The 17,436-nt window shown below is 67.7% G+C and carries 21 protein-coding genes; 7 read left to right on the top strand and 14 right to left on the bottom strand.

Features of this window, described 5'->3' with window-relative positions:
- Positions 1-18: 18 nt before the first annotated feature.
- The 6 genes from paaC to ACE37B_RS13140 all read right to left on the bottom strand — a co-directional run bounded on the left by paaC (position 19) and on the right by ACE37B_RS13140 (position 3,636).
- Positions 19-774, bottom strand: coding sequence for a 1,2-phenylacetyl-CoA epoxidase subunit PaaC (gene paaC / locus ACE37B_RS13165; RefSeq protein WP_409923783.1), 756 nt, complete (start codon positions 772-774; stop codon positions 19-21).
- A complete protein-coding gene (locus ACE37B_RS13160) occupies positions 771-1,082 on the bottom strand; it encodes a hypothetical protein (protein WP_409923782.1) in 312 nt (103 codons plus the stop codon). Before ACE37B_RS13160 ends, paaC begins: the two co-directional genes overlap by 4 nt.
- On the bottom strand, positions 1,079-1,648 hold the full coding sequence (paaD, locus tag ACE37B_RS13155; protein ID WP_409923781.1) for a 1,2-phenylacetyl-CoA epoxidase subunit PaaD: 570 nt from the start codon (positions 1,646-1,648) through the stop codon (positions 1,079-1,081). Before paaD ends, ACE37B_RS13160 begins: the two co-directional genes overlap by 4 nt.
- Positions 1,645-2,577 carry a 1,2-phenylacetyl-CoA epoxidase subunit PaaA gene (gene paaA / locus ACE37B_RS13150; protein WP_409923780.1) on the bottom strand — a complete coding sequence of 311 codons (933 nt, stop codon included), beginning with the start codon at positions 2,575-2,577 and terminating at the stop codon, positions 1,645-1,647. The genes paaD and paaA overlap by 4 nt, the downstream gene beginning before the upstream one ends.
- 70 nt (positions 2,578-2,647) lie before the next feature.
- On the bottom strand, positions 2,648-3,199 hold the full coding sequence (locus ACE37B_RS13145) for a MarR family winged helix-turn-helix transcriptional regulator (RefSeq protein ID WP_409923779.1): 552 nt from the start codon (positions 3,197-3,199) through the stop codon (positions 2,648-2,650).
- A gap of 5 nt (positions 3,200-3,204) precedes the next feature.
- Positions 3,205-3,636: a hotdog fold thioesterase gene (locus ACE37B_RS13140; RefSeq protein ID WP_409923778.1), complete on the bottom strand. Its 432-nt coding sequence runs from the start codon at positions 3,634-3,636 to the stop codon at positions 3,205-3,207.
- 46 nt (positions 3,637-3,682) lie between these two features.
- Here ACE37B_RS13140 and ACE37B_RS13135 point away from each other — a divergent pair, with 46 nt between their 5' ends.
- From ACE37B_RS13135 to ACE37B_RS13125, 3 genes are read left to right on the top strand one after another with little or no spacing between them, the layout of a single operon-like run.
- Positions 3,683-4,336, top strand: coding sequence for a class I SAM-dependent methyltransferase (locus ACE37B_RS13135; RefSeq protein ID WP_409923777.1), 654 nt, complete (start codon positions 3,683-3,685; stop codon positions 4,334-4,336).
- A gap of 46 nt (positions 4,337-4,382) precedes the next feature.
- On the top strand, positions 4,383-4,871 hold the full coding sequence (locus ACE37B_RS13130; RefSeq protein ID WP_409923776.1) for a hypothetical protein: 489 nt from the start codon (positions 4,383-4,385) through the stop codon (positions 4,869-4,871).
- Positions 4,872-4,904: 33 nt separating this feature from the next.
- Positions 4,905-5,267, top strand: coding sequence for a hypothetical protein (locus ACE37B_RS13125; protein WP_409923775.1), 363 nt, complete (start codon positions 4,905-4,907; stop codon positions 5,265-5,267).
- On the opposite strand, the gene ACE37B_RS13120 is transcribed toward ACE37B_RS13125, so the two are convergent.
- The 3 genes from ACE37B_RS13120 to ACE37B_RS13110 form a co-directional block, all read right to left on the bottom strand.
- On the bottom strand, positions 5,239-6,081 hold the full coding sequence (locus tag ACE37B_RS13120) for a hypothetical protein (protein ID WP_409923774.1): 843 nt from the start codon (positions 6,079-6,081) through the stop codon (positions 5,239-5,241). The two genes, ACE37B_RS13125 and ACE37B_RS13120, sit on opposite strands and share 29 nt — an antisense overlap.
- A 99-nt stretch (positions 6,082-6,180) precedes the next feature.
- Positions 6,181-8,541 (bottom strand): NERD domain-containing protein, encoded by a 2,361-nt coding sequence (locus ACE37B_RS13115; protein WP_409923773.1) that lies wholly within the window; start codon positions 8,539-8,541, stop codon positions 6,181-6,183.
- A gap of 89 nt (positions 8,542-8,630) precedes the next feature.
- Entirely contained in the window at positions 8,631-9,455 is an 825-nt protein-coding gene (locus ACE37B_RS13110; RefSeq protein ID WP_409923772.1) for a class I SAM-dependent methyltransferase, read from the bottom strand.
- A gap of 136 nt (positions 9,456-9,591) precedes the next feature.
- Between ACE37B_RS13110 and ACE37B_RS13105 the strand changes: the two genes are divergently transcribed.
- Entirely contained in the window at positions 9,592-10,644 is a 1,053-nt protein-coding gene (locus ACE37B_RS13105) for an aspartate-semialdehyde dehydrogenase (RefSeq protein WP_409923771.1), read from the top strand.
- A gap of 18 nt (positions 10,645-10,662) precedes the next feature.
- On the opposite strand, the gene ACE37B_RS13100 is transcribed toward ACE37B_RS13105, so the two are convergent.
- On the bottom strand, positions 10,663-10,941 hold the full coding sequence (locus tag ACE37B_RS13100) for a MazG nucleotide pyrophosphohydrolase domain-containing protein (protein ID WP_409923770.1): 279 nt from the start codon (positions 10,939-10,941) through the stop codon (positions 10,663-10,665).
- Between the two features lie 100 nt (positions 10,942-11,041).
- Between ACE37B_RS13100 and ACE37B_RS13095 the strand changes: the two genes are divergently transcribed.
- The gene (locus tag ACE37B_RS13095) at positions 11,042-11,884 is read left to right on the top strand and encodes an SDR family NAD(P)-dependent oxidoreductase (RefSeq protein ID WP_409923769.1); all 843 of its coding nucleotides are present in this window, start codon (positions 11,042-11,044) and stop codon (positions 11,882-11,884) included.
- Positions 11,885-11,893: 9 nt separating this feature from the next.
- On the opposite strand, the gene ACE37B_RS13090 is transcribed toward ACE37B_RS13095, so the two are convergent.
- Positions 11,894-12,991 (bottom strand): aldo/keto reductase, encoded by a 1,098-nt coding sequence (locus ACE37B_RS13090; protein ID WP_409923768.1) that lies wholly within the window; start codon positions 12,989-12,991, stop codon positions 11,894-11,896.
- A gap of 56 nt (positions 12,992-13,047) precedes the next feature.
- Between ACE37B_RS13090 and ACE37B_RS13085 the strand changes: the two genes are divergently transcribed.
- Entirely contained in the window at positions 13,048-13,473 is a 426-nt protein-coding gene (locus tag ACE37B_RS13085; protein WP_409923767.1) for a MerR family transcriptional regulator, read from the top strand.
- 38 nt (positions 13,474-13,511) lie between these two features.
- On the opposite strand, the gene ACE37B_RS13080 is transcribed toward ACE37B_RS13085, so the two are convergent.
- A complete protein-coding gene (locus ACE37B_RS13080; protein ID WP_409923766.1) occupies positions 13,512-14,594 on the bottom strand; it encodes an NAD(P)-dependent alcohol dehydrogenase in 1,083 nt (360 codons plus the stop codon).
- A gap of 109 nt (positions 14,595-14,703) precedes the next feature.
- Between ACE37B_RS13080 and ACE37B_RS13075 the strand changes: the two genes are divergently transcribed.
- On the top strand, positions 14,704-15,393 hold the full coding sequence (locus ACE37B_RS13075) for a TetR/AcrR family transcriptional regulator (protein ID WP_409923765.1): 690 nt from the start codon (positions 14,704-14,706) through the stop codon (positions 15,391-15,393).
- On the opposite strand, the gene ACE37B_RS13070 is transcribed toward ACE37B_RS13075, so the two are convergent.
- Together ACE37B_RS13070 and ACE37B_RS13065 are read right to left on the bottom strand one after the other, a co-directional pair.
- Complete coding sequence (locus ACE37B_RS13070) at positions 15,368-16,963, bottom strand: PH domain-containing protein (RefSeq protein WP_409923764.1); 1,596 nt, start codon at positions 16,961-16,963, stop codon at positions 15,368-15,370. The two genes, ACE37B_RS13075 and ACE37B_RS13070, sit on opposite strands and share 26 nt — an antisense overlap.
- Positions 16,950-17,393 carry a PH domain-containing protein gene (locus ACE37B_RS13065; protein ID WP_409923763.1) on the bottom strand — a complete coding sequence of 148 codons (444 nt, stop codon included), beginning with the start codon at positions 17,391-17,393 and terminating at the stop codon, positions 16,950-16,952. Before ACE37B_RS13065 ends, ACE37B_RS13070 begins: the two co-directional genes overlap by 14 nt.
- Positions 17,394-17,436: the final 43 nt, after the last annotated feature.

Raw genomic sequence — 17,436 nt, 5'->3', positions numbered from 1 at the left:
CTCGTGCTCACACTGAGGTCACCAGACGGCGGTCTCGTCGAGTTCGATCACCTTGCGAAGGTCGCGCCAGAGGTCGTCGAATCCATCACTGCGCAGGCGGCGATCGCCCCGATCGCCGACCGACTCCTGCCCGACGTCGGCAAGACCCCACCGTGTGAGGTCGCCCCGGATCGCCAGTTCCCATGCTTCGGCGAGTCGCTCACTCGAAGCGGTCGCAACGCCCTCGGCGAGGGCCGCCGACTCCCCGCCGGCCGGGGTCCAGAGCCGCCGAGCGATCGGGATGAGCCGCTCGATCGAGGCGAGAAGCTGTGGCGGGCGGCTGGCGGCGACTCGCGACATGAACTGCTCGGCGTGGCTCAGATGAAAGCTCTCCTCGCGCAGCGATCGGCGAGCGATCGCGGCGACGCGCTCGTCGGAGGAGTCGACCAGTGCATTCCAACGCAACTGCTCAGCTCGGTCGTAGAGCCAGTGCCGCACGAGCGAATCGTTCCAGTCGCTGCAGGCCATCTCGGCGAGTTCACAGCTTCGATACTCGCTCGGGTCGCGCAGCAACGCGAACGAGTCGAGTTCGTCGGTGGAACGTCCGTCGTCGACGAGCAGCAGTTCGTAGAGCGCGATCGCATGGCCGAGTTCATCCTGAGCGATCGAACAGAATGCGAGATCCTCTTCGAGAAACGGCCCGAGACCGATCCACGCCGTGTGGCGGGCGCCGACGACGTGCTCGTCGTCGGCCAACGCGAGCAGGTAGTCGCGGGCGCCTTGCGACAGACTCATCGATTCTCCGCCGCGCTGGCGGCGGCCATCGACTTCTCGCCACCCGATCTCAGTGACTTGCGCCGAGCGGCGACCGCGGTGCCGTCGTTGTGGCGGTGCGGCTGCTCGGCGGTGACGACGAGGTGCGCCTCGTCACCGACCAGGACGTGACGTCGATCGACCAACCACATCTCCGTGCCCTCACCGCGCCGACTATGGGTCTCGCGGGCGAGCAACAGCGCCATCTCGTCGTCGGGAGCGTCGAGCGAGCCGGCGTGACGGAACTCGTCACGACCCGCTTTCTTGAGGAAGACCTCGTAGGTGTTCATCGAGCCATCTCCAACCCTTGACGCGTCTCGTCGGATCGGCCGACTCGGACCTCGACGGAGGTCCAGGCGCCAGTGTCGCCGTCGACGCGCATCACCTCGATCGGGTTCCGACAGTCGGGGCACCAGGCGACCGATCGGCAGCGAGTCGGGCCGGCCATCGACTGGTCGACCACTGCGTGGCCGCCGCAGACGGGGCAGGTCAGCTCGCCGTCGCTGCGGCGAACGACCACGGTGTAGTCGTCGGCCAGCCTCCGGGCGGCAGACGAACTGATCCGATCGGTCGACCATGCCGGGGCGGACAGCCATTCGACCTCGCACCGCTCGATTCCCGGGACGGCCTCGACAGCGTTGCGAACGTCGTCGGCGATCATCTGCAACGCCGGGCATCCCGAGAAGGTCGGAATCAGGCCGATGGTCGCGACGGATCCGGTGACGGTCACACGTTCGAGCAAGCCGAGGTCGACGATCGAGACGTCGGGATACTCCGGATCGTTGACCGACGCCACGGCTCGTACGACGTCGCGTTCGACACCTGGTGCCTGACCCTGGGCGTTCTGCGGGGTCATGCGAGTGCCTCGCGGACCCAGGCGGTGTCGGCCCAGTTGGCGGCAGCGGTCGCGATGCGGCGCGCCGAGTCGGGGCCACCTTGTCGCATCGTCGCCTTCAAGGGCTCCCAGTCGATGTCGCTGGTCACCCACCTCCCGTCGCCGTCGAGATGCAGTCCGTCGTCGGGGATGTCGAAGCCGTAGCTGTGCAGCAGTGGCACGTATTTCTGTACGTACGCGTCACGCAGGACCTCGTTGCGTTCCGACTTGATCCTCCACCGCAGCAAGGGGTCGAGTTCACCCGGCGGCGAATCCGGCCCGAACAGTTGCACCGCCGGCCACCACCACCGCTCGAGCGCATCTTGGAACATGTCGTGCTGGATTGCGGTCCCGGTCGCGAGTCGAAGCAGCATCTCCTCCCCGTGACGCATGTGGAAGCCTTCCTCGGCGACGATGCGCTTCAGGATTCGTTTGTACGGCCCATAGCTGCACTCGGCGAACACCGCACGCTGGCTCGCGAATGCGGCGGCGTCGACGAGGAACGCGATCGCGACCTGATCGGCCCACGTGACCGCCTGGTAGTGGAACACGTTGTGGAATCGCGACCGACCGGCGAAGAGATCTTCGAGCATCTCGGTGCGCGACTTGACCCCCATGTCGGCCGCCACCATGTACAGCAGGTGCGCATGGCCGATCTCGTCTTGGGTCTTGGCGAGGAAGATCTGTTTGAGGCGGAGCCCTGGTGCGTGCGGAATCCAGTCGCGCTCGGTGAGCCCGCCCATCAACTCCGAGTTCGCGTGGAACTCGATGAAGCGGAACACCTCGTCGCGGAACTCGGTGGGCATGTCGTCGCTCGGCTCGACCATCCCGCCGTCGTCGATGAACCGTTGGAAATCGTCCAGATCGGTCCAGGTCCGTCCCCCCGACGGCGGAGCAGCAAGCGTCCTCATCGAGCCATGATCGCGCCGCGCACGAAGATCGTCAAGGCCTTAACGATTCTGGTTCAGCGCCGATCGCTCTTCACTCGTGCGAGGCGAAACCCTCGATCGGCGCAGCCAACAGGCGCCGCAGCGTCGAGGTGAACCGTTCGAGTTCGGCGGCGTCGAGCCCGGCGAAGATCTCGCGCTCGCGGCGGTTCTGCGCTCGATACGCCTCGGCGACCGTCGCCCGTCCCGAGTCGGTCAACGTGACGGTGACGAGACGGCCATCGGCCTGGTCTCGCCGCTTGCGGACGAAACCGTCGCGCTCCAACGTGTTCAGCACGCCCGACACCGCCGCACGCGACACTCCCGAGAGCGTCGCGATCCGGCGCGGTTCGAGCGCGTCGAACACCCACACCGTGAACAGCACGCGGAACCCGGCCGTCGAGAGGCCCACCGACCGATGGACCGACGCCTCCAGTTCGCCGATGATCCGCGACGACGCGCGGAACAGATCGAACATCGCGGCGAACGTGGTCAGGTCGATGTCGTCGCCGAGTTCCCGGACGCGATCGGCCGCTGCCGACTCGAAGGCGTCGGGTGGGACGCTGTCGGTGACCGCGTGCGAGTTCGCGTCAGCGTTCGAGGACATGGCGCTCAGCCCTCCTGGGTGACACGCCCGCCGAGCGTCAAGGTCTGCCCGCGGACGAGCGCCACCGTGTCGCCCGCCTCGTTGGTCACCACGATGTCGTGAATCGTGTTGCGGCCGCGCCGCTCGACCACTGCGCTCACGGCACGGAGCCGCTCGCCGACCATCGCTGGGCGAATCCACTCGATCGACGCCGTGGTCGACAACGTCCGCTCGTCACCGGCGTTGGACGCATGCGCCATCGCCGTGTCGGCCAGAGTGAACAAGACCCCACCGTGACAGACGCCCAGCCCATTGAGCATCTCGTCGGCCACCGTCATGCTCACCGTCGCCGACCCGACCGCCACAGCGTCGATCGCCATTCCCATCGCGTGCGCCACACGATCTCGACCATGCATCGACGCCGACACCGTCCGTGCGTCTCGAATCTCGTCGGTCATCGTGCGAACCATATGCGACCGGGCGAACGCCTCCTAGTGTGCGGTCATGCCCGATCTGGCGAAACAGAAATGGCGGAGCCGGCTCGAAGCGTGGTTGCTCGATGCCGGCGCCTCGGCCATCCACGAAGCGCTCGGCGACCGCAAAGCGGACGTGATCGGGTCGATGTCGGGCACTGTCGTCGAGTTCGGACCCGGCACCGGCTCGAACATGCGCTACTACGCGCCGGGAACCAAGGTCATCGCCATCGAGCCGAACCCGGTCATGCACGAACGGCTGCATGCACATGCCGAGGAATTCGGCGTCGACCTCGAGGTTCGCACGATCTACGGCGAGTCGGTCGACGTCGACAGCGAGTCGGCCGACGGTGTCGTCGGCACGCTCCTGCTCTGTGGCGTCGCCGACCCGAGCGCCGTCGTCGGAGAGATCCACCGCGTCCTGAAACCCGGTGGCACCTACTTCTTCCACGAGCACGTCGTCGCCCCCGAACCCGGTCGCACGCGCACGATGCAACGCGTCGTACGACGACCCCACTTCTGGCTGTTCAACGGATGCCGTGTCGATCAGGACACTGGCGACATCTTGCGCAATGGCCCGTTCGACGACATCGAGATCGACGAGATCGACCGGCGCTCGATCGACTACATCCGCTATCAGATCGTCGGCACGGCCCGAAAGGCGAGCGCTCACGCGACCGAGTGACCCGTCGGGTGAATCACCACCGCGTGGGTTGGGTCACAATGGGCCGATGAGTGATTGGCCCGAGGTCCCCCAGTTCGGAGCGCTGCTGCGCCAGCACATCGCCAGCGTCCCCGACGCAGCGCGCCCCGCATTCCTCGCTGGGCTCGAACGCTCAGCCGCCGCCCGCTATCGAGCGTGGGCCGAGGAGGCGCCGGAGCACGCGGAGGCCCTTATCGGCTGCGCCGATCGGGAAGACGAGATCGCCAGGTTGGTCGCCGACCTCTTTCCGATCTCCGCCGAGCTGCAGGCCGAAGTCGACGCGGCGCTTCCCGCCGCCGTCGCTCTGTACTACGACGTGTTCGCGCCCCACCCGGTGACCCACCAGCTGTACCTGCAGTCGGAGGCCGAACTCCAGGGCGCGATGGCGTGGGTCAACATGGCGGGCGTCGTCGACGACCCCGCCACCCGCAAGATCCTCGACCGCTGCACGTCGCTCGAACGGGAGAGTTCCGTCGTGGTCAAAGACCTGCTCGACGCGATGACGATCGACGCCTGAGCTCACATGATCTCCGTTGCCTCACTGAGGTCAGTGGCGTCCACGGGCTCGGTGCAGTCGATCGCCTCGACGGGCTCGATCGCCTCGATCGGCTCGGTCGGCTCGATGCTGTCGATCGGTTCAGCCGGGTCGATCCTCTCACTCGGTTCAGCCGGGTCGATCCTGTCGATCGGTTCGGCCGGGTCGATCCTGTCGATCGGTTCGGCCGGGTCGATCCTCAGCGCGAACAGCACCGGCAAGATCCTCTGCATCGACGAACGGCGGATGACGTCGAGCGACGTCCGACGTCACGTCGCGACGATCACGGCCGTCGTCGTCTCCGTCGGCCTGGTCGCAGGGCTGGTCACCGGGCTCGCTGCCCGCGTGCTCAGCTCTGCCGATCGAAGGTCGCGTTGAACCCACCCGGCGGCGCGTCGGGCAGATCGAGCACCAAGATGCTCAGCACGTCACCCTCGCAGGTGTAGGTGCCGTTTCCGGCGATCGCGTCGGTGCCCACCGTCTGCGTGCCGCCGATCGGCAGATCCTGCAACTGGCCGCCGACCTCGATCTGTAGGCGGACCGTTGCATCGCCACCTTCATCGGTGACGCTGATCTGGTTGCCGTCGACGCTGTAGGTGCCCGGGTCGTCGCTGTCGATCGTGGTGACGAGCGCGCCCTCGGGCGTGGCGATCCGATGCGTCCAGGCGATGCGCTGCCCGCGTGTCGATCCGTCGGCCCCCAACGTGATGAGGTACTCGCCGGACACGTAGTCCCAGTCGACGATCTGACCGCCAGTGAGATCGGCGGGCAACGAGGAGACGATCTCGTCGAGGAACTCCTGGCTGCGCAGACTCCACGTCCCGACGATGCAGTCGCCTGCGGCGGGAGGCTCCGTGGTGGTCGTCTCCGGTGGAACCGTGGTGGTCGTCTCGGGCGGCGCGGCCGTCGTTTCGGGAGCGTCGGTGGACGGCGCCACGCTGGAGGTGTCGGTCGAGGCGCCACCTTCCGCGATCGCCACGCTGGTGGTGCTGGTGCTGGTTTCGGCAACGCTGGTGGTTTCGGCAACGCTGGTCGTGGCGTCGGCCGGATCGGCCGCCGACCCGCCGTCGTCGGATCCGCAGGCTGTCAGCGTCAGCGCCGCTGCCGCCACCACGCCAGCAGCACGAGAGATCCGCCGACGTGAGCGCGTCGAAGCGGTCGTCTGGCGTGGGAAGGAGTCGTTCGCGAGCATGCAGCCCAGAGTAGGGGTCGAGCTTCGAACGATGCCGGGAAAAAGATGCCGGGCAAGAGATGTCGGGAAACCGAGCGGGGCGGCGACGAGCGACGGCGCTCAACCCACGGGTTGAGACTGCGGCGCACTCCACTGGGTCGGTGCCGGCATCGACGGCGGAGCGAATCCCGCCGACGGCGCGGCGGCTTGCGGAGCGGGTGTTGACCCCGGCGGAGCGGCGAAGGGTTCCGGGGACGCTGGTGTGGGAGCGGCCGACACCGCAGGCGCAGGCATCGCGGTCGGAGCGGGCGCGGGCATCACGGTCGGAGCCGGAGCCGCCATCGCCGCAGGAGCAGGCGCGGCCATCGCGGTCGGAGCCGGAGCGGCCAGTACCGCAGGAGCAGGCGCAGGCATCGCGGTCGGAGCCGGAGCCGCCATCGCCGCAGGAGCAGGCGTGGCCATCGCGGTCGGAGCGGGAGCGGCCATTGCCGCAGGCGCGGGCGCAGACATCACCGCAGCCGGGGCTCGTGGCGCGAGTGGCGTCGGAGACACCAGTGGCTGATCCGGGGCCGGGGCCGAAACTGCGACCGGTGTCGGCGGGGCGGGGCGCAGTTCGGTTGCAGGTGCCGCGGATCCGGCTTGGAACGCGGTGCCGCTGTGGGCGAGTCGCTTGTCGGCGTTCAACACGGAGATGACCGCCGGCCGTCCATCTGCAGGGGCGTGGAGTCGAGTCATCGCGAGGTACGCGATGCGTTTGGCTCGTTCGTCGGCACCGATACCCAGCACGATTGCTGGCGCCTCCCAGCCTTTGAAGCTGTGAACCGTGCATCCCTTCACCGCGGCCGCCCCGGGCCAAAAGCGATGCTTGCGTCGACGGCGCGGCGCGTCGGGGTCGCGGCTGAAGATGTGATGGACCGGAATCCCGGCCTCTTGGATCACGCGAACGGCGGCGACACCGTCATGGTGATAGTCGCAGAGGAACGCGACGTCACCGGGACGCAGTGTCGGGTTCTCGCGCAAGACCCGAACGACTTCGAGTCCGACGGCACGGCCGAGGTCGCTCACCCGCTCCACGTTCGTCCACCGCCGCACCGACGTCGACGAAGCGCCACCCGTCGTGAGTCCGAGTTCGTCGGGAGCCGGCATCGCTCTCAGCACCTCACCCTCGAGGTGTTCGGCAGCGAAGTCGTTGATCCATGGCGCGATGTCGTCCGGCAAGCGGAACGAGCCAGCGAGGTCGGTCCAGTCGCCGGAGAACCCGGCGCCGGCGATCGTGTCGTCGGCAGTCCACTCGAAGCGTCCGTAGACGTCCTGGGTGGGGTCGGCGACGACGAGTATCTCGCCGTCGGGCGCGACCACTCGCGAACGGAGCAGGTCCCACCAGGCGCGCTGGTAGTCCTGACCTTCGTCGATCAGCACGGCGTCGTACTGCTGACGGAATCCTTGGTCGAAGGCCTGCTCCACCTTCGCGACGATCGCGACAGTCCACGGTGCGCCGGGTGGTGATTGCAAGACATGCCCGGCCACTTCGGCGTCTTGCACGACCCGTGTACAGAACGTGTGAAAGTTCGAGCAGGTGATCCGCGTCGGGTTCGCACCGATCTCATGGCAACGCTCGGTTGCCATTTCTCGAAGGCGGTTCGGAAGCGTGACGTTGAACGACAGCAGCAGCACCTCTTTGCCCTCGGCAGCGAGGTGAGCAGCGCGCGCCGCGAGGGCGAACGACTTGCCCGACCCGACCGCGCCGCGGACACGTCGCGCACGCAAGCTGCGTGGGTTGGTCGCGATGTCGAGGACGCCAGCGCTCAGCGGCGCACGTTCGCTCTCGTGCATCGAGATCCGCTCGGAGGCGACGATGTGCTCGCGCAGCCGGGTGATCGACGGCGGAAACGGCGGCTGGCAGCCGAGCCCACGAACGACCTCGTCGATGCGTTCCAGCATGTCGCCGCCCCACACACCGATGAGTTGTTCGCCTTCGCTGATGCTCGGTCGTTCGAACAGATGCGTCGCCTGATCGGTCGTGAAGTACGGAAGGATGACCACGGCGCGAACGTCGCTGTTCGGACTCCCGCCATCTTCGGGCATCGCGAAGAACTGGTCGAACAGGGTCGAGCGATAGCGACTCGCCTCGAAACGCGGCTGCTGGGACGTCGGCGTCCATCCGTTCGCTTCGCTCGACAGCTCGAACTGGCCGGCGTCGTTCTTGCGTACGGCGTGCGGGAGCCAGGTCTTCACCTCGATCGCGCAGACGCCGTACCGATCGTGAATGGCGACGAAATCCGGGCGATCGAGGCCGATTCGCGGTTGCACGTAGACCGTCCAACCGTCGGCGAGCCGGCTCAGCGCTCGAGCCACCTGCGACTCGGCTTCGGTCAGCGGTTCGACGAGTTGGTCGAGGTCGCGCAGCGACGGGCGCAGCATCGTGTTCGGCGACCCCACGCCGCTACTCGGTGACTCCATGACCGGGTATCGGCACGTCACCCGTCGACCTTGACCCGGGAAAGACGACCCGGGAAAGGCGACCCGGGAACGACGCTCACGCCAGCCGTGGCGACATGTCGAGCGTCGAGTCAGCGCGGTGTGGCGACGATCCAGTAATGGTTCTTGTTGATCCCGTCGAACTCCTTGATGCTGGCCTGGTAGCCGGTCACCTTCGACTTGGGATTCCGCCAGACTTCGACGTCGCGCAGCAGTGGGGCGAGCGGCCCGATGATCTGGTCGGGACTCAATCGGTTCGCCTGCCAGCCGAGCCGAGCGAAGAACCGACGGCTCGCCAGCCAGCCGCCGAGCCCGGGCACACGGAACAGACCGCGTACGAGACCGCCGAGCGGCAGCACGATCACGTCGATGCTGCTGCGGCTCCGATAGTTGAGCACGATGCGTCCACCCGGCTTGGTGACGCGCACCGCTTCCGACGTGAGTTCGAGCGCGTCGTCGGGATCGCAATGCTGGAACGTGATGTAGCTGAACGCGACATCGACAGAATTCGGAGGCAGATCGAGCGAACGGCCGTCGGCGACATGCAGCGTGCGGAGTCGATCGATCTTGCCGAACTGCCCCACCGTTTCGTAACACCGCTCGAGGAACCCTGCATCGAGATCCGAGGCGACCACCGAGCCGTACTCGCGGGTGAATGCACAGGTCATCCGACCGATGCCGCACCCGATCTCGATCATCGACTGCTGCTCGGTGTCGGCATCGCGCAGCCCGAACACCGTGAGGTACGCCGGAACCTCCGAATCACCGGTCGCGACGAACTGCTCGAGCGTCAACGTCGACCCGGTCTCGTTGTTGAAGACCCATCCGGTGGTCTTGACGACCTCGTCGCCGCTCGTCTGGCGCTCGGTGATGCGACCCGCCGACTTCCAAGGAACGAGTTGACCGCGACGACCCACGACGTCGATTCTGCCAGTTCGCGACGTCGATCGCGCCAACAAGGGGCGCCAACACGTCGCGTCAGGAAGCAGCGGACGCTCATCGCGGCACGAAACCGCCGCCGTCGCGTTCGGGCGTCGCCGTTAGCCTGAACGCATGAGCAACGGGTCGTCGTCGGGATTGCGGGTTGGAGTCGTCGGTGCCACCGGTCAGGTGGGCAGCGTGATGCGGCGGCTCCTCGCCGAACGGAACTTCCCGGTCGCTGAGCTGCGCTTCTTCGCGTCGGCTCGATCGGCCGGGAGCACGCTGGCGTGGGGCGACGGCGAGATCGTGGTCGAAGACGCCGAAACGGCCGATCCGTCAGGACTCGACATCGCGCTGTTCTCCGCTGGCGCCACGTCGTCGAGGGCGTTCGCTGCCAAGTTCGCCGACGCCGGCGCCATCGTGATCGACAACTCCTCGGCGTTCCGCATGGATCCCGACGTGCCGCTGATCGTCCCCGAAGTCAACGGACATCTCGCGATGCAGGCGCCCAAGGGCATCATCGCGAACCCGAACTGCACGACCATGGCGATCATGCCGGTGCTGAAGCCGCTCCACGATGAAGCCCAACTCACCCGTCTGATCGCGTCGACCTACCAGGCGACCTCGGGCGCCGGACTCGCCGGGGTCGAAGAACTCCACGAGCAGACCCGCAAGATCGTCGACCACGCCGACCAACTCACCCACGACGGCTCCGCGATCGAGTTTCCCGCACCCGCCAAATTCGCTCGGCCGATCGCGTTCAATGCGCTCCCGATGTGCGGCTCGGTCGTCGACGACGGTTCGTTCGAGACCGACGAAGAAAAGAAGCTGCGCAACGAGAGCCGCAAGATCCTCGACATCCCCGATCTGCTGGTGTCAGGAACGTGCGTGCGCGTCCCGGTGTTCACCGGTCACTCGTTGTCGGTCAACGCCGAGTTCGCGCGTGCGATCTCCGTCGAGCGAGCGATCGAGTTGCTCGCCGACGCGCCGGGCGTCGAGCTCTCCGAGATCCCCACGCCGCTGCAGGCCGCGGGGCAGGACCCGAGCTACGTCGGTCGGATTCGTGCCGACGAAGGTGCGCCCGACGGACGCGGGCTCGCGCTGTTCGTCAGCAACGACAACCTGCGCAAGGGCGCCGCGCTCAACGCTTTGCAGATCGCCGAACTGATCGCTGCCAGCCGCTGACGGTCGCCGGCAGGCAGATCAACAGGCGCAAGGAATCGCTTCGCACTTCGGGCAGCCCCGCGCGAATCGCTGGATCGCCTCGTTGAGATCGATGCCCTGCTGATTGGCGAGCGTCGCGACCCACGCGACGACATCGCCGAACTCGTGCAGCTGCTGCTCACGCGAGCCCTTGCGTACCGCCTGTGCCAGCTCGCCGACCTCTTCGGCCAGCCACGCAACCGTCGCCGCCACCCCCCGCTCGTGATCCCTCGTGCCATAGGTCCGCTCGATGACGTCCTGCAGCTCCGCGAAATCCACCCTCTCGATCGTACGCGTCGATCCGGCATCAGGCACCACATCGGCGCGGTGGTGGTCGGCCGATGTGGGCCGTGACGGTGACGTCGTCAAGACTCGGCGGATGAACGAACTGAGCGGCAAGACCGCAGTCATCACCGGTGGGGCGAGCGGGATCGGACTCGCGATGGCGCACCGATTCGCTGCGGCAGGAATGCGCATCGTGCTGGGCGACGTCGAAGTCGGTCCGCTCGATGCCGCTGTCGCGTCGCTTGCCGACTCCGGTGCGTCGGTGATCGGCATGCCCTGCGATGTCTCGCTGCTCGATGACGTCCGGCGACTCGAAACGCTCGCTCGCGAGACCTTCGGCAACGTCCACGTGTTGTGCAACAACGCCGGTGTCGGCTCCGGCGGGCAGGTGGCCGAGCCCGACGACCTCGAGATGTGGAAGTGGGTCATCGACGTCAACCTGTGGGGGGTCATCTACGGCTGCAAGGTGTTCCTCTCCGCCATGATCGAACACGGCGAGGGTGGCCACGTCGTCAACACCGCGTCGATGGCCGGACACGCGTCGGCGCCGCTCATGGGCCCGTACAACGTGTCGAAGTACGGCGTGGTGGCGCTGTCGGAAACGCTCTCCAAGGAGATGCAGATGACCGGAACGGGCATCGGCGTGTCGGTGCTGTGCCCGGCCTTCGTGCAGACCGCGATCGGATCGAGCCACCGCAACCTGCCCGAGTCGTTGCGCCCCGACGGCGAGCCGGCGGTGCCGAGCGACACCCAGTCGCTGGTCGCCAAGTTGATCGCCGCTGGTCTCCCTCCGTCACAGGTGGCCGACGCCGTGCACGACGCCGTCGTCTCCGACACGTTCTGGATCCTGACCCACGACGAGTCGAAGCCCGCGATCACCGAGCGAGCTCGACAGATCGTGGAGGGCGTCAATCCGACGGCGACCGGCTTCGCCTGAGCGCCGCCGTCAGGGGGCGATGCGGTGGGTGCCGAGGTCGTGCCAGATCGTCGCCTCGGTGAACTGCTCGATCATCGTGTACGGATAGGTGGGCACGCCCGGCGCGCTCACCTGCGCCAACCGATCGAGGTCGTCACCCGACAGATCGAGCGTCGTGGCGTCGAGGACCTCGGTGAGTTGCCCGACGGTACGGGCACCGAGCAGCACCGACGCCACGCCCGGCCGACGCAGCAACCACGCGATCGCGACGTCGGCCATCGATCGCTCGTTGCGCTCGGCGACGGCGCGCACCACGTCGAGCACGTCCCAGGTCGTGTCGATGTTGCGCGTGTCGTAGGCCTCGACGCCACGGTCCGGGTCGTCGCCCAGCCGAGTGGCGCCGGTCGGACGCGCGTCGCGCCGGTACTTCCCGGTCAGCCAGCCACCGCCGAGCGGCGACCACGGCGTCATCGCCAGGCGCTCGGCGAGCGCGCACGGCAGCACCTCGATCTCGATCGTGCGATCGAGCAGGTTATACTGCGGCTGGATGACCGTGGGGACGACGTGACCACCGAGTCGGGCGGTGGTCATGATCGTGGCGAGCTGCCAGCCGGTGACGTTCGACCAACCGAGCGAGTGGATCTTGCCCTTGCGGACCTCGGCGCTCAGCGCGTCGAGCGTCTCCTCCACCGGCGTGACGTCGTCCCAGCCGTGGACGAAGTAGAGGTCGATGGCGTCGACCCCGAGCCGATCAAGCGACGCGTCGATCGAACGGACGAGTGCCCGTCGCGACGCGCCAGCCGACCCGGACGGCGGAGCGAATCGACCCTTCGTCGAGATGACGACGTCGTCGGGTCGCCGCTGATCGAGCCAACGGCCGACGATGCGCTCCGACTCGCCCTGGCCGTAGACGTCGGCGGTGTCGATGAACGTGCCGCCCGCCTGGTGGAACCGATCGAGCTGCTCGTGCGCGTCGGTTTCGTCGGTTTCGGCGCCGAAGGTCATCGTTCCGAGTGCGAGTCGCGACACGATCGGTCCGGAGGGCCCGAGTTGCGCTGACGGCATCGTCGCGCTCGGCACTGCCTCGGTGTTCGTCGTCGGGACGGTGGGTTCGGAATCGTCGGTCATGGCCACAGTCAACATCCTGGAGTGCACTCCAGGGCAACCCCCTACAGTGAGAAATCGTGAGCACGACGACCTCGTACACGATCGCCGCAGCCGCCGACGCGACGTCGACGACGGTCGACACGTTGCGCTACTACGAACGCGTCGGGGTGATGCCGCCGGTTCGTCGTGACGGCGGCGGTCGGCGGATCTACGACGACGACGATCTCGGTTGGATCCGATTCGTACGTCGTCTCCGGGCCACCGGCATGCCGCTCGAACGCGTCGCCGACTACACCCGAATGGTCCGAGCCGGCGAGGGCACGGTGCAGCAACGGCGCACGATGCTGGAAGAACATCGCGACACGATCGATCGAGCGATCGCCGAACTCGAGGTCGCCCGCCGAGCACTGACGTCGAAGATCGAGCACTACGCCGCTGCCGAACGCGGTGAGCAACTCGATTGCGACGACGTCCGACTCGACACAGCGACGACCATCTCCTGAGCAATCGGAGACCATGACGCCGGTCGGATCGTCGGCGATCAGGTGGGAACGACCACGATCTTCGCCCGGGCGTGACCGGTGCCGATCTCGGCGATCCCTGCGGCGACCTCGTCGAGCCCGATGACACGGTCGATGACCGGCGCGATCGATCCGTCGGCGAGCCAGTCGCCGAGCGTGGTGAGGTCGTCGTCGTTCGGGGACGCGGTGAACTGGTGGAACGACGGCTCGGCGAAGCGAAACCTCAGTGCAGTCGCCACGATGAACGGGACCGGACCGAGCCACCGATTCTCCTTGGGACCGCTGACCGCGACATAGCGGGCTCCCGACCGCAGCACCGACACGCATTCCTTCGCCGTGCGGTTGCCGACGTTGTCGAGCATCACGTCGAAGCGCTCGCCCCCGTCGACGACATCCTCGTGCTCGTAGTCGATGACGGTGTCGGCGCCGATCGCTCGGACCATCTCGACGTTGCGGCCGCTGCACACGGCGGTCACTTCGGCACCGAGGGCCTTGGCGATCTGGACGGCGAAGGTTCCCACGCCCCCGGCCGCGCCGTTGACGAGCACGTGGTCGCCCGTCTGCACGGCGCCGTGTGTTCGCAGGCCCTGCAGCGCGGTGAGTCCGGCGACCGGCGTCGCCCCCGCCGACTCGGACGACACCTGGCTCGCGATCGCCACGAGATGTTCGGCACGGACAGTCACGTAGGGAGCGCACCCGCCGCCGTTGGTTTCGCCGAACACCCGGTCGCCCGCCCGCAATCGCGTCACGTCCGCACCGATGGCGACGACCGTTCCGGCGACGTCGGCGCCGGGGATGGTTCGCTTCGGTCGACGGAACCCGTTCATGAGGCGCAGGAGGTACGGCGTGCCGGTGACGAAGTGCCAGTCGAGCGCGTTGAGCGACGTGGCCTCGACACGCACGAGCACGTCACCGGGACCCGGCTCGGGCACGGGCACCTCGGCGACCTCGAGCACGTCGGCGTCGCCGTAGCGCCGGCCGACCGCCGCTCGCATCGTCGTCGGGACGCCGGCGGTGTTGGTTTCGGTGGCGGTGGTCGTGGCGGTGGGTTCGATCTGCATGAAGGCTCCTGCGTGTGGCAGCGGTTCGGTCGGAAGCGTCAAACGTACATTGTACGTACGTGACGGCAGTCTGATACGTACGGCGTACGTTGTCAAGGGCTACGGTGGTGGCGAGCCTCCGAGACCGACGTGAGACCGACGTGAGACCGACGTGACACCACCGAACCAGACGCCAGATCACGCCGCGAACCAGACCGCGAACCCGGTACGGCGACCACCGCTCGACGCCGCCCAGATCGTGGCCGCCGGCATCGAACTCGCCGACGACGAGGGGGTCGACGCGCTGACGATGCGCCGACTCGCCGAACGACTCGGGTTCAAGGTCATGGCCCTCTACAACCACGTCGCGAACAAGGACGAGCTCCTCACGCTCATGGTCGATGCGGTCGCCGGATCCATCGAGGCGCCGCCCGAGGTGCGTTCACTCGCCGCCGTTCGCGCTCACGCGGTGGCGACCCGCGCCACCTTCGTCCGACACCCGTGGGCGCCGGCGCTGTGGCAGCGTTACCTGCCTGGCCCGAATCGAATCGACCACATGGAGCTCCTGCTCCGCCACTTCGACGAGAGCGGGCTCCCTCCCGACGTCGCTCACCTCGGGTTCCACGCCGTGACCAACCACGTGCTCGGCTACACGCTGCAGGAACTCTCGATGGGAGTCCACGCCGACGACCCCGACGCCCCGGCGATCGTCGAGCGCTTCCTCGCCTCGCTGTCACCGAGCGCCCACCCGCACACCATCGCCCACGTCCACCAGCACATCGACGGACACACCGGCAGCAGCTTCGAGATCGTCCTCGACCTCATTCTCGACGGACTCAGCACCCTCCCCGACCATCCGTGACCGCGCCGCCCGTGCCACTCGGTTCGCTCGGTCCCCGGTCGAGACGGAGCGGGGTACGGAGCAGGTCGGTCAGCGCCGTGGCGTCGGAGATCGAGACGTCGAGCAGCTCGACGCCACCGACCGAACCGGCGACATCGAGGCGGACGGTGGCGAGACCCAACCGGCGTTGGAACGGGTTCTGCAGGATGCCGACGCTCTGCACGCGTCGGATCGGTACCACCGTTCGCCGCCAGGCGATCACCCCGCGCTCGGTGACGATCGCCGTCGCGTTCCAGCCCGAACGCAGCCGGCGACCGGCGAGCCACCCCAGCAACATCGAGCCGAGCAGGCCGACCGCCGCTGCGACCACACCCGCCCACACGCCGGCGATGAACAGCCCGACGAGCGCAGCGACCGGCACCCCACGGATGACGTAGCGGACGACGGAACGCCGCACCGCAGCGGGAGGGTGGCGATGCGTGTCGGCGACGTCGACACCGCGGAGCAGTTCGGGCACCATCGCGTCGAGCTCGGCCCGATCGCCGATCGGGATCGACGTCGACGACTCGCCTTGTGCTGCGCCTCCACCCAAGTCGGCCGTGCGGACGTCGAGCGCTGCAAGACGAAGACGGCGCCGGATCACGTGCGCAGCGAGCACGACGTACTGCACACGATCCCGCGGGATGGTCACGGTGCGCTGATCGAGCAGGCCACGCCGTACGACGAGGTCGTCGTCGACCTCCTCCACCGTGAGGTCGTAGTGGCTGATCACCGTGCCGACCGCAGCGACGACGAGACCGACCACCAGCAACGCGGCGACCAGCAAGACCGGTGACGAGGCGGCGATGACGGAGCGCGCCCTGTCGGTGGAGTCGAAGGCGAAATCACTGTCGTTGGCGAACTGGACGAACGCGGCGACGGCGACGAACGGCGCGACCCACAGCGAGCGGCTCGTGAGTCCGGCGATGATCAACTGCTTGGTCGTCAGACGCAGCAGTGGCGGTCGAGGCGGCCGAGGAGGAGGCAACGGCCGGGGCGGAGGGGGAATCACCGCGCCGGAGGCGGTGAGGACCTGAGCGCGGGGAGCGGCGACGGCGGCCACGTCAGAGATCTGCGTCTGGCGTGTCCGCCACCGCTCGAGCGTCGCAGCCAGTTCGACGGCGTCAGGATCCGACAGCGCGTCGAGCTCGACTTGCGAGTCGGCGCCTCCGCCCGCGAGCCCGATGCGAACCACGGCCAATCCGGTGACGCGGTGTCGGAGTTGACGACGCACCTCGACTTGTTGCACCCGCTGCGGCGGCACCACCTGGACGTTGCGCCACACGATCCCCGAACGAACCGTGAGACCGTCGGACCCGATGCCGTACGTCGTTCGGAGCCACACCAGCGAGCGCCAGACGACGAGGCCCACGACCAACGCCGCCATCGGCAACCACGCGCCCCGGGCGATCGACAGCAGCGCGACGGGCCACGCTCGAGCCGCGAAGAACAGACCCGACACCAGTGGGCTGAGCGGGTGTAGTCGCCGAGGAACGACACTCGGGACCGTGTCGATCTCGCCGTCGGCGCCGTGCGCGTCAGGCACCGTCATCTCGACCGGCGCGCTGCATGAGGAGGCGCCGGAGATCCTCGACTTCGGCGTGCGACAGCCCCGGAATCGACGCATCCGTCGTCGCCGCCGCCGACCGCAGTTGCACGCTCGACATCTCGAACCAACGTTCCAGCGGGCCCTGTCCGACATCAACTTGCTGCAGCCGGTGGTACGGCATCGCGGACGCCTGCTTCCAGAACACACCGTGGTGGAGTTCGATCCCCTCCAGCGTGAGCCGATACCGCCACGCTCGATACGCGGCGCGCACGTACCAGGTGCGCGCTGCGACGCTGACCGCGACCAGGCCGATGGGCGTCCACGGCAGACCGAACGGCACCGAGGCCTCAGAGTTCGCCTGGATCATCACCGCAACGAACGTGAGCACGGCGATCAACACCAGGTCGGACACGACCCCGCCGATCCACCACACGACCCGGACCTTCGGGTGTAACCGACGCTCAGCTGAGCCGGCT

Origin of the sequence: Ilumatobacter sp., from assembly GCF_046290335.1 — a bacterium.
Taxonomy (GTDB): domain Bacteria; phylum Actinomycetota; class Acidimicrobiia; order Acidimicrobiales; family Ilumatobacteraceae; genus Ilumatobacter_A.
The sequence above is the reverse complement of the archived record's forward strand: the minus strand, read 5'-3'. Positions and strand labels throughout refer to the sequence as shown.

Bases quoted from the DNA above. Each gene is read 5' to 3' on its own strand.
- paaC (WP_409923783.1), bottom strand. From the start codon at position 774: ATGAGTCTGTCGCAAGGCGCCCGCGACTACCTGCTCGCGTTGGCCGAC.
- ACE37B_RS13160 (WP_409923782.1), bottom strand. From the start codon at position 1,082: ATGAACACCTACGAGGTCTTCCTCAAGAAAGCGGGTCGTGACGAGTTC.
- paaD (WP_409923781.1), bottom strand. From the start codon at position 1,648: ATGACCCCGCAGAACGCCCAGGGTCAGGCACCAGGTGTCGAACGCGAC.
- paaA (WP_409923780.1), bottom strand. From the start codon at position 2,577: ATGAGGACGCTTGCTGCTCCGCCGTCGGGGGGACGGACCTGGACCGAT.
- ACE37B_RS13145 (WP_409923779.1), bottom strand. From the start codon at position 3,199: ATGTCCTCGAACGCTGACGCGAACTCGCACGCGGTCACCGACAGCGTC.
- ACE37B_RS13140 (WP_409923778.1), bottom strand. From the start codon at position 3,636: ATGACCGACGAGATTCGAGACGCACGGACGGTGTCGGCGTCGATGCAT.
- ACE37B_RS13135 (WP_409923777.1), top strand. From the start codon at position 3,683: ATGCCCGATCTGGCGAAACAGAAATGGCGGAGCCGGCTCGAAGCGTGG.
- ACE37B_RS13130 (WP_409923776.1), top strand. From the start codon at position 4,383: ATGAGTGATTGGCCCGAGGTCCCCCAGTTCGGAGCGCTGCTGCGCCAG.
- ACE37B_RS13120 (WP_409923774.1), bottom strand. From the start codon at position 6,081: ATGCTCGCGAACGACTCCTTCCCACGCCAGACGACCGCTTCGACGCGC.
- ACE37B_RS13105 (WP_409923771.1), top strand. From the start codon at position 9,592: ATGAGCAACGGGTCGTCGTCGGGATTGCGGGTTGGAGTCGTCGGTGCC.
- ACE37B_RS13095 (WP_409923769.1), top strand. From the start codon at position 11,042: ATGAACGAACTGAGCGGCAAGACCGCAGTCATCACCGGTGGGGCGAGC.
- ACE37B_RS13090 (WP_409923768.1), bottom strand. From the start codon at position 12,991: ATGACCGACGATTCCGAACCCACCGTCCCGACGACGAACACCGAGGCA.
- ACE37B_RS13070 (WP_409923764.1), bottom strand. From the start codon at position 16,963: ATGACGGTGCCTGACGCGCACGGCGCCGACGGCGAGATCGACACGGTC.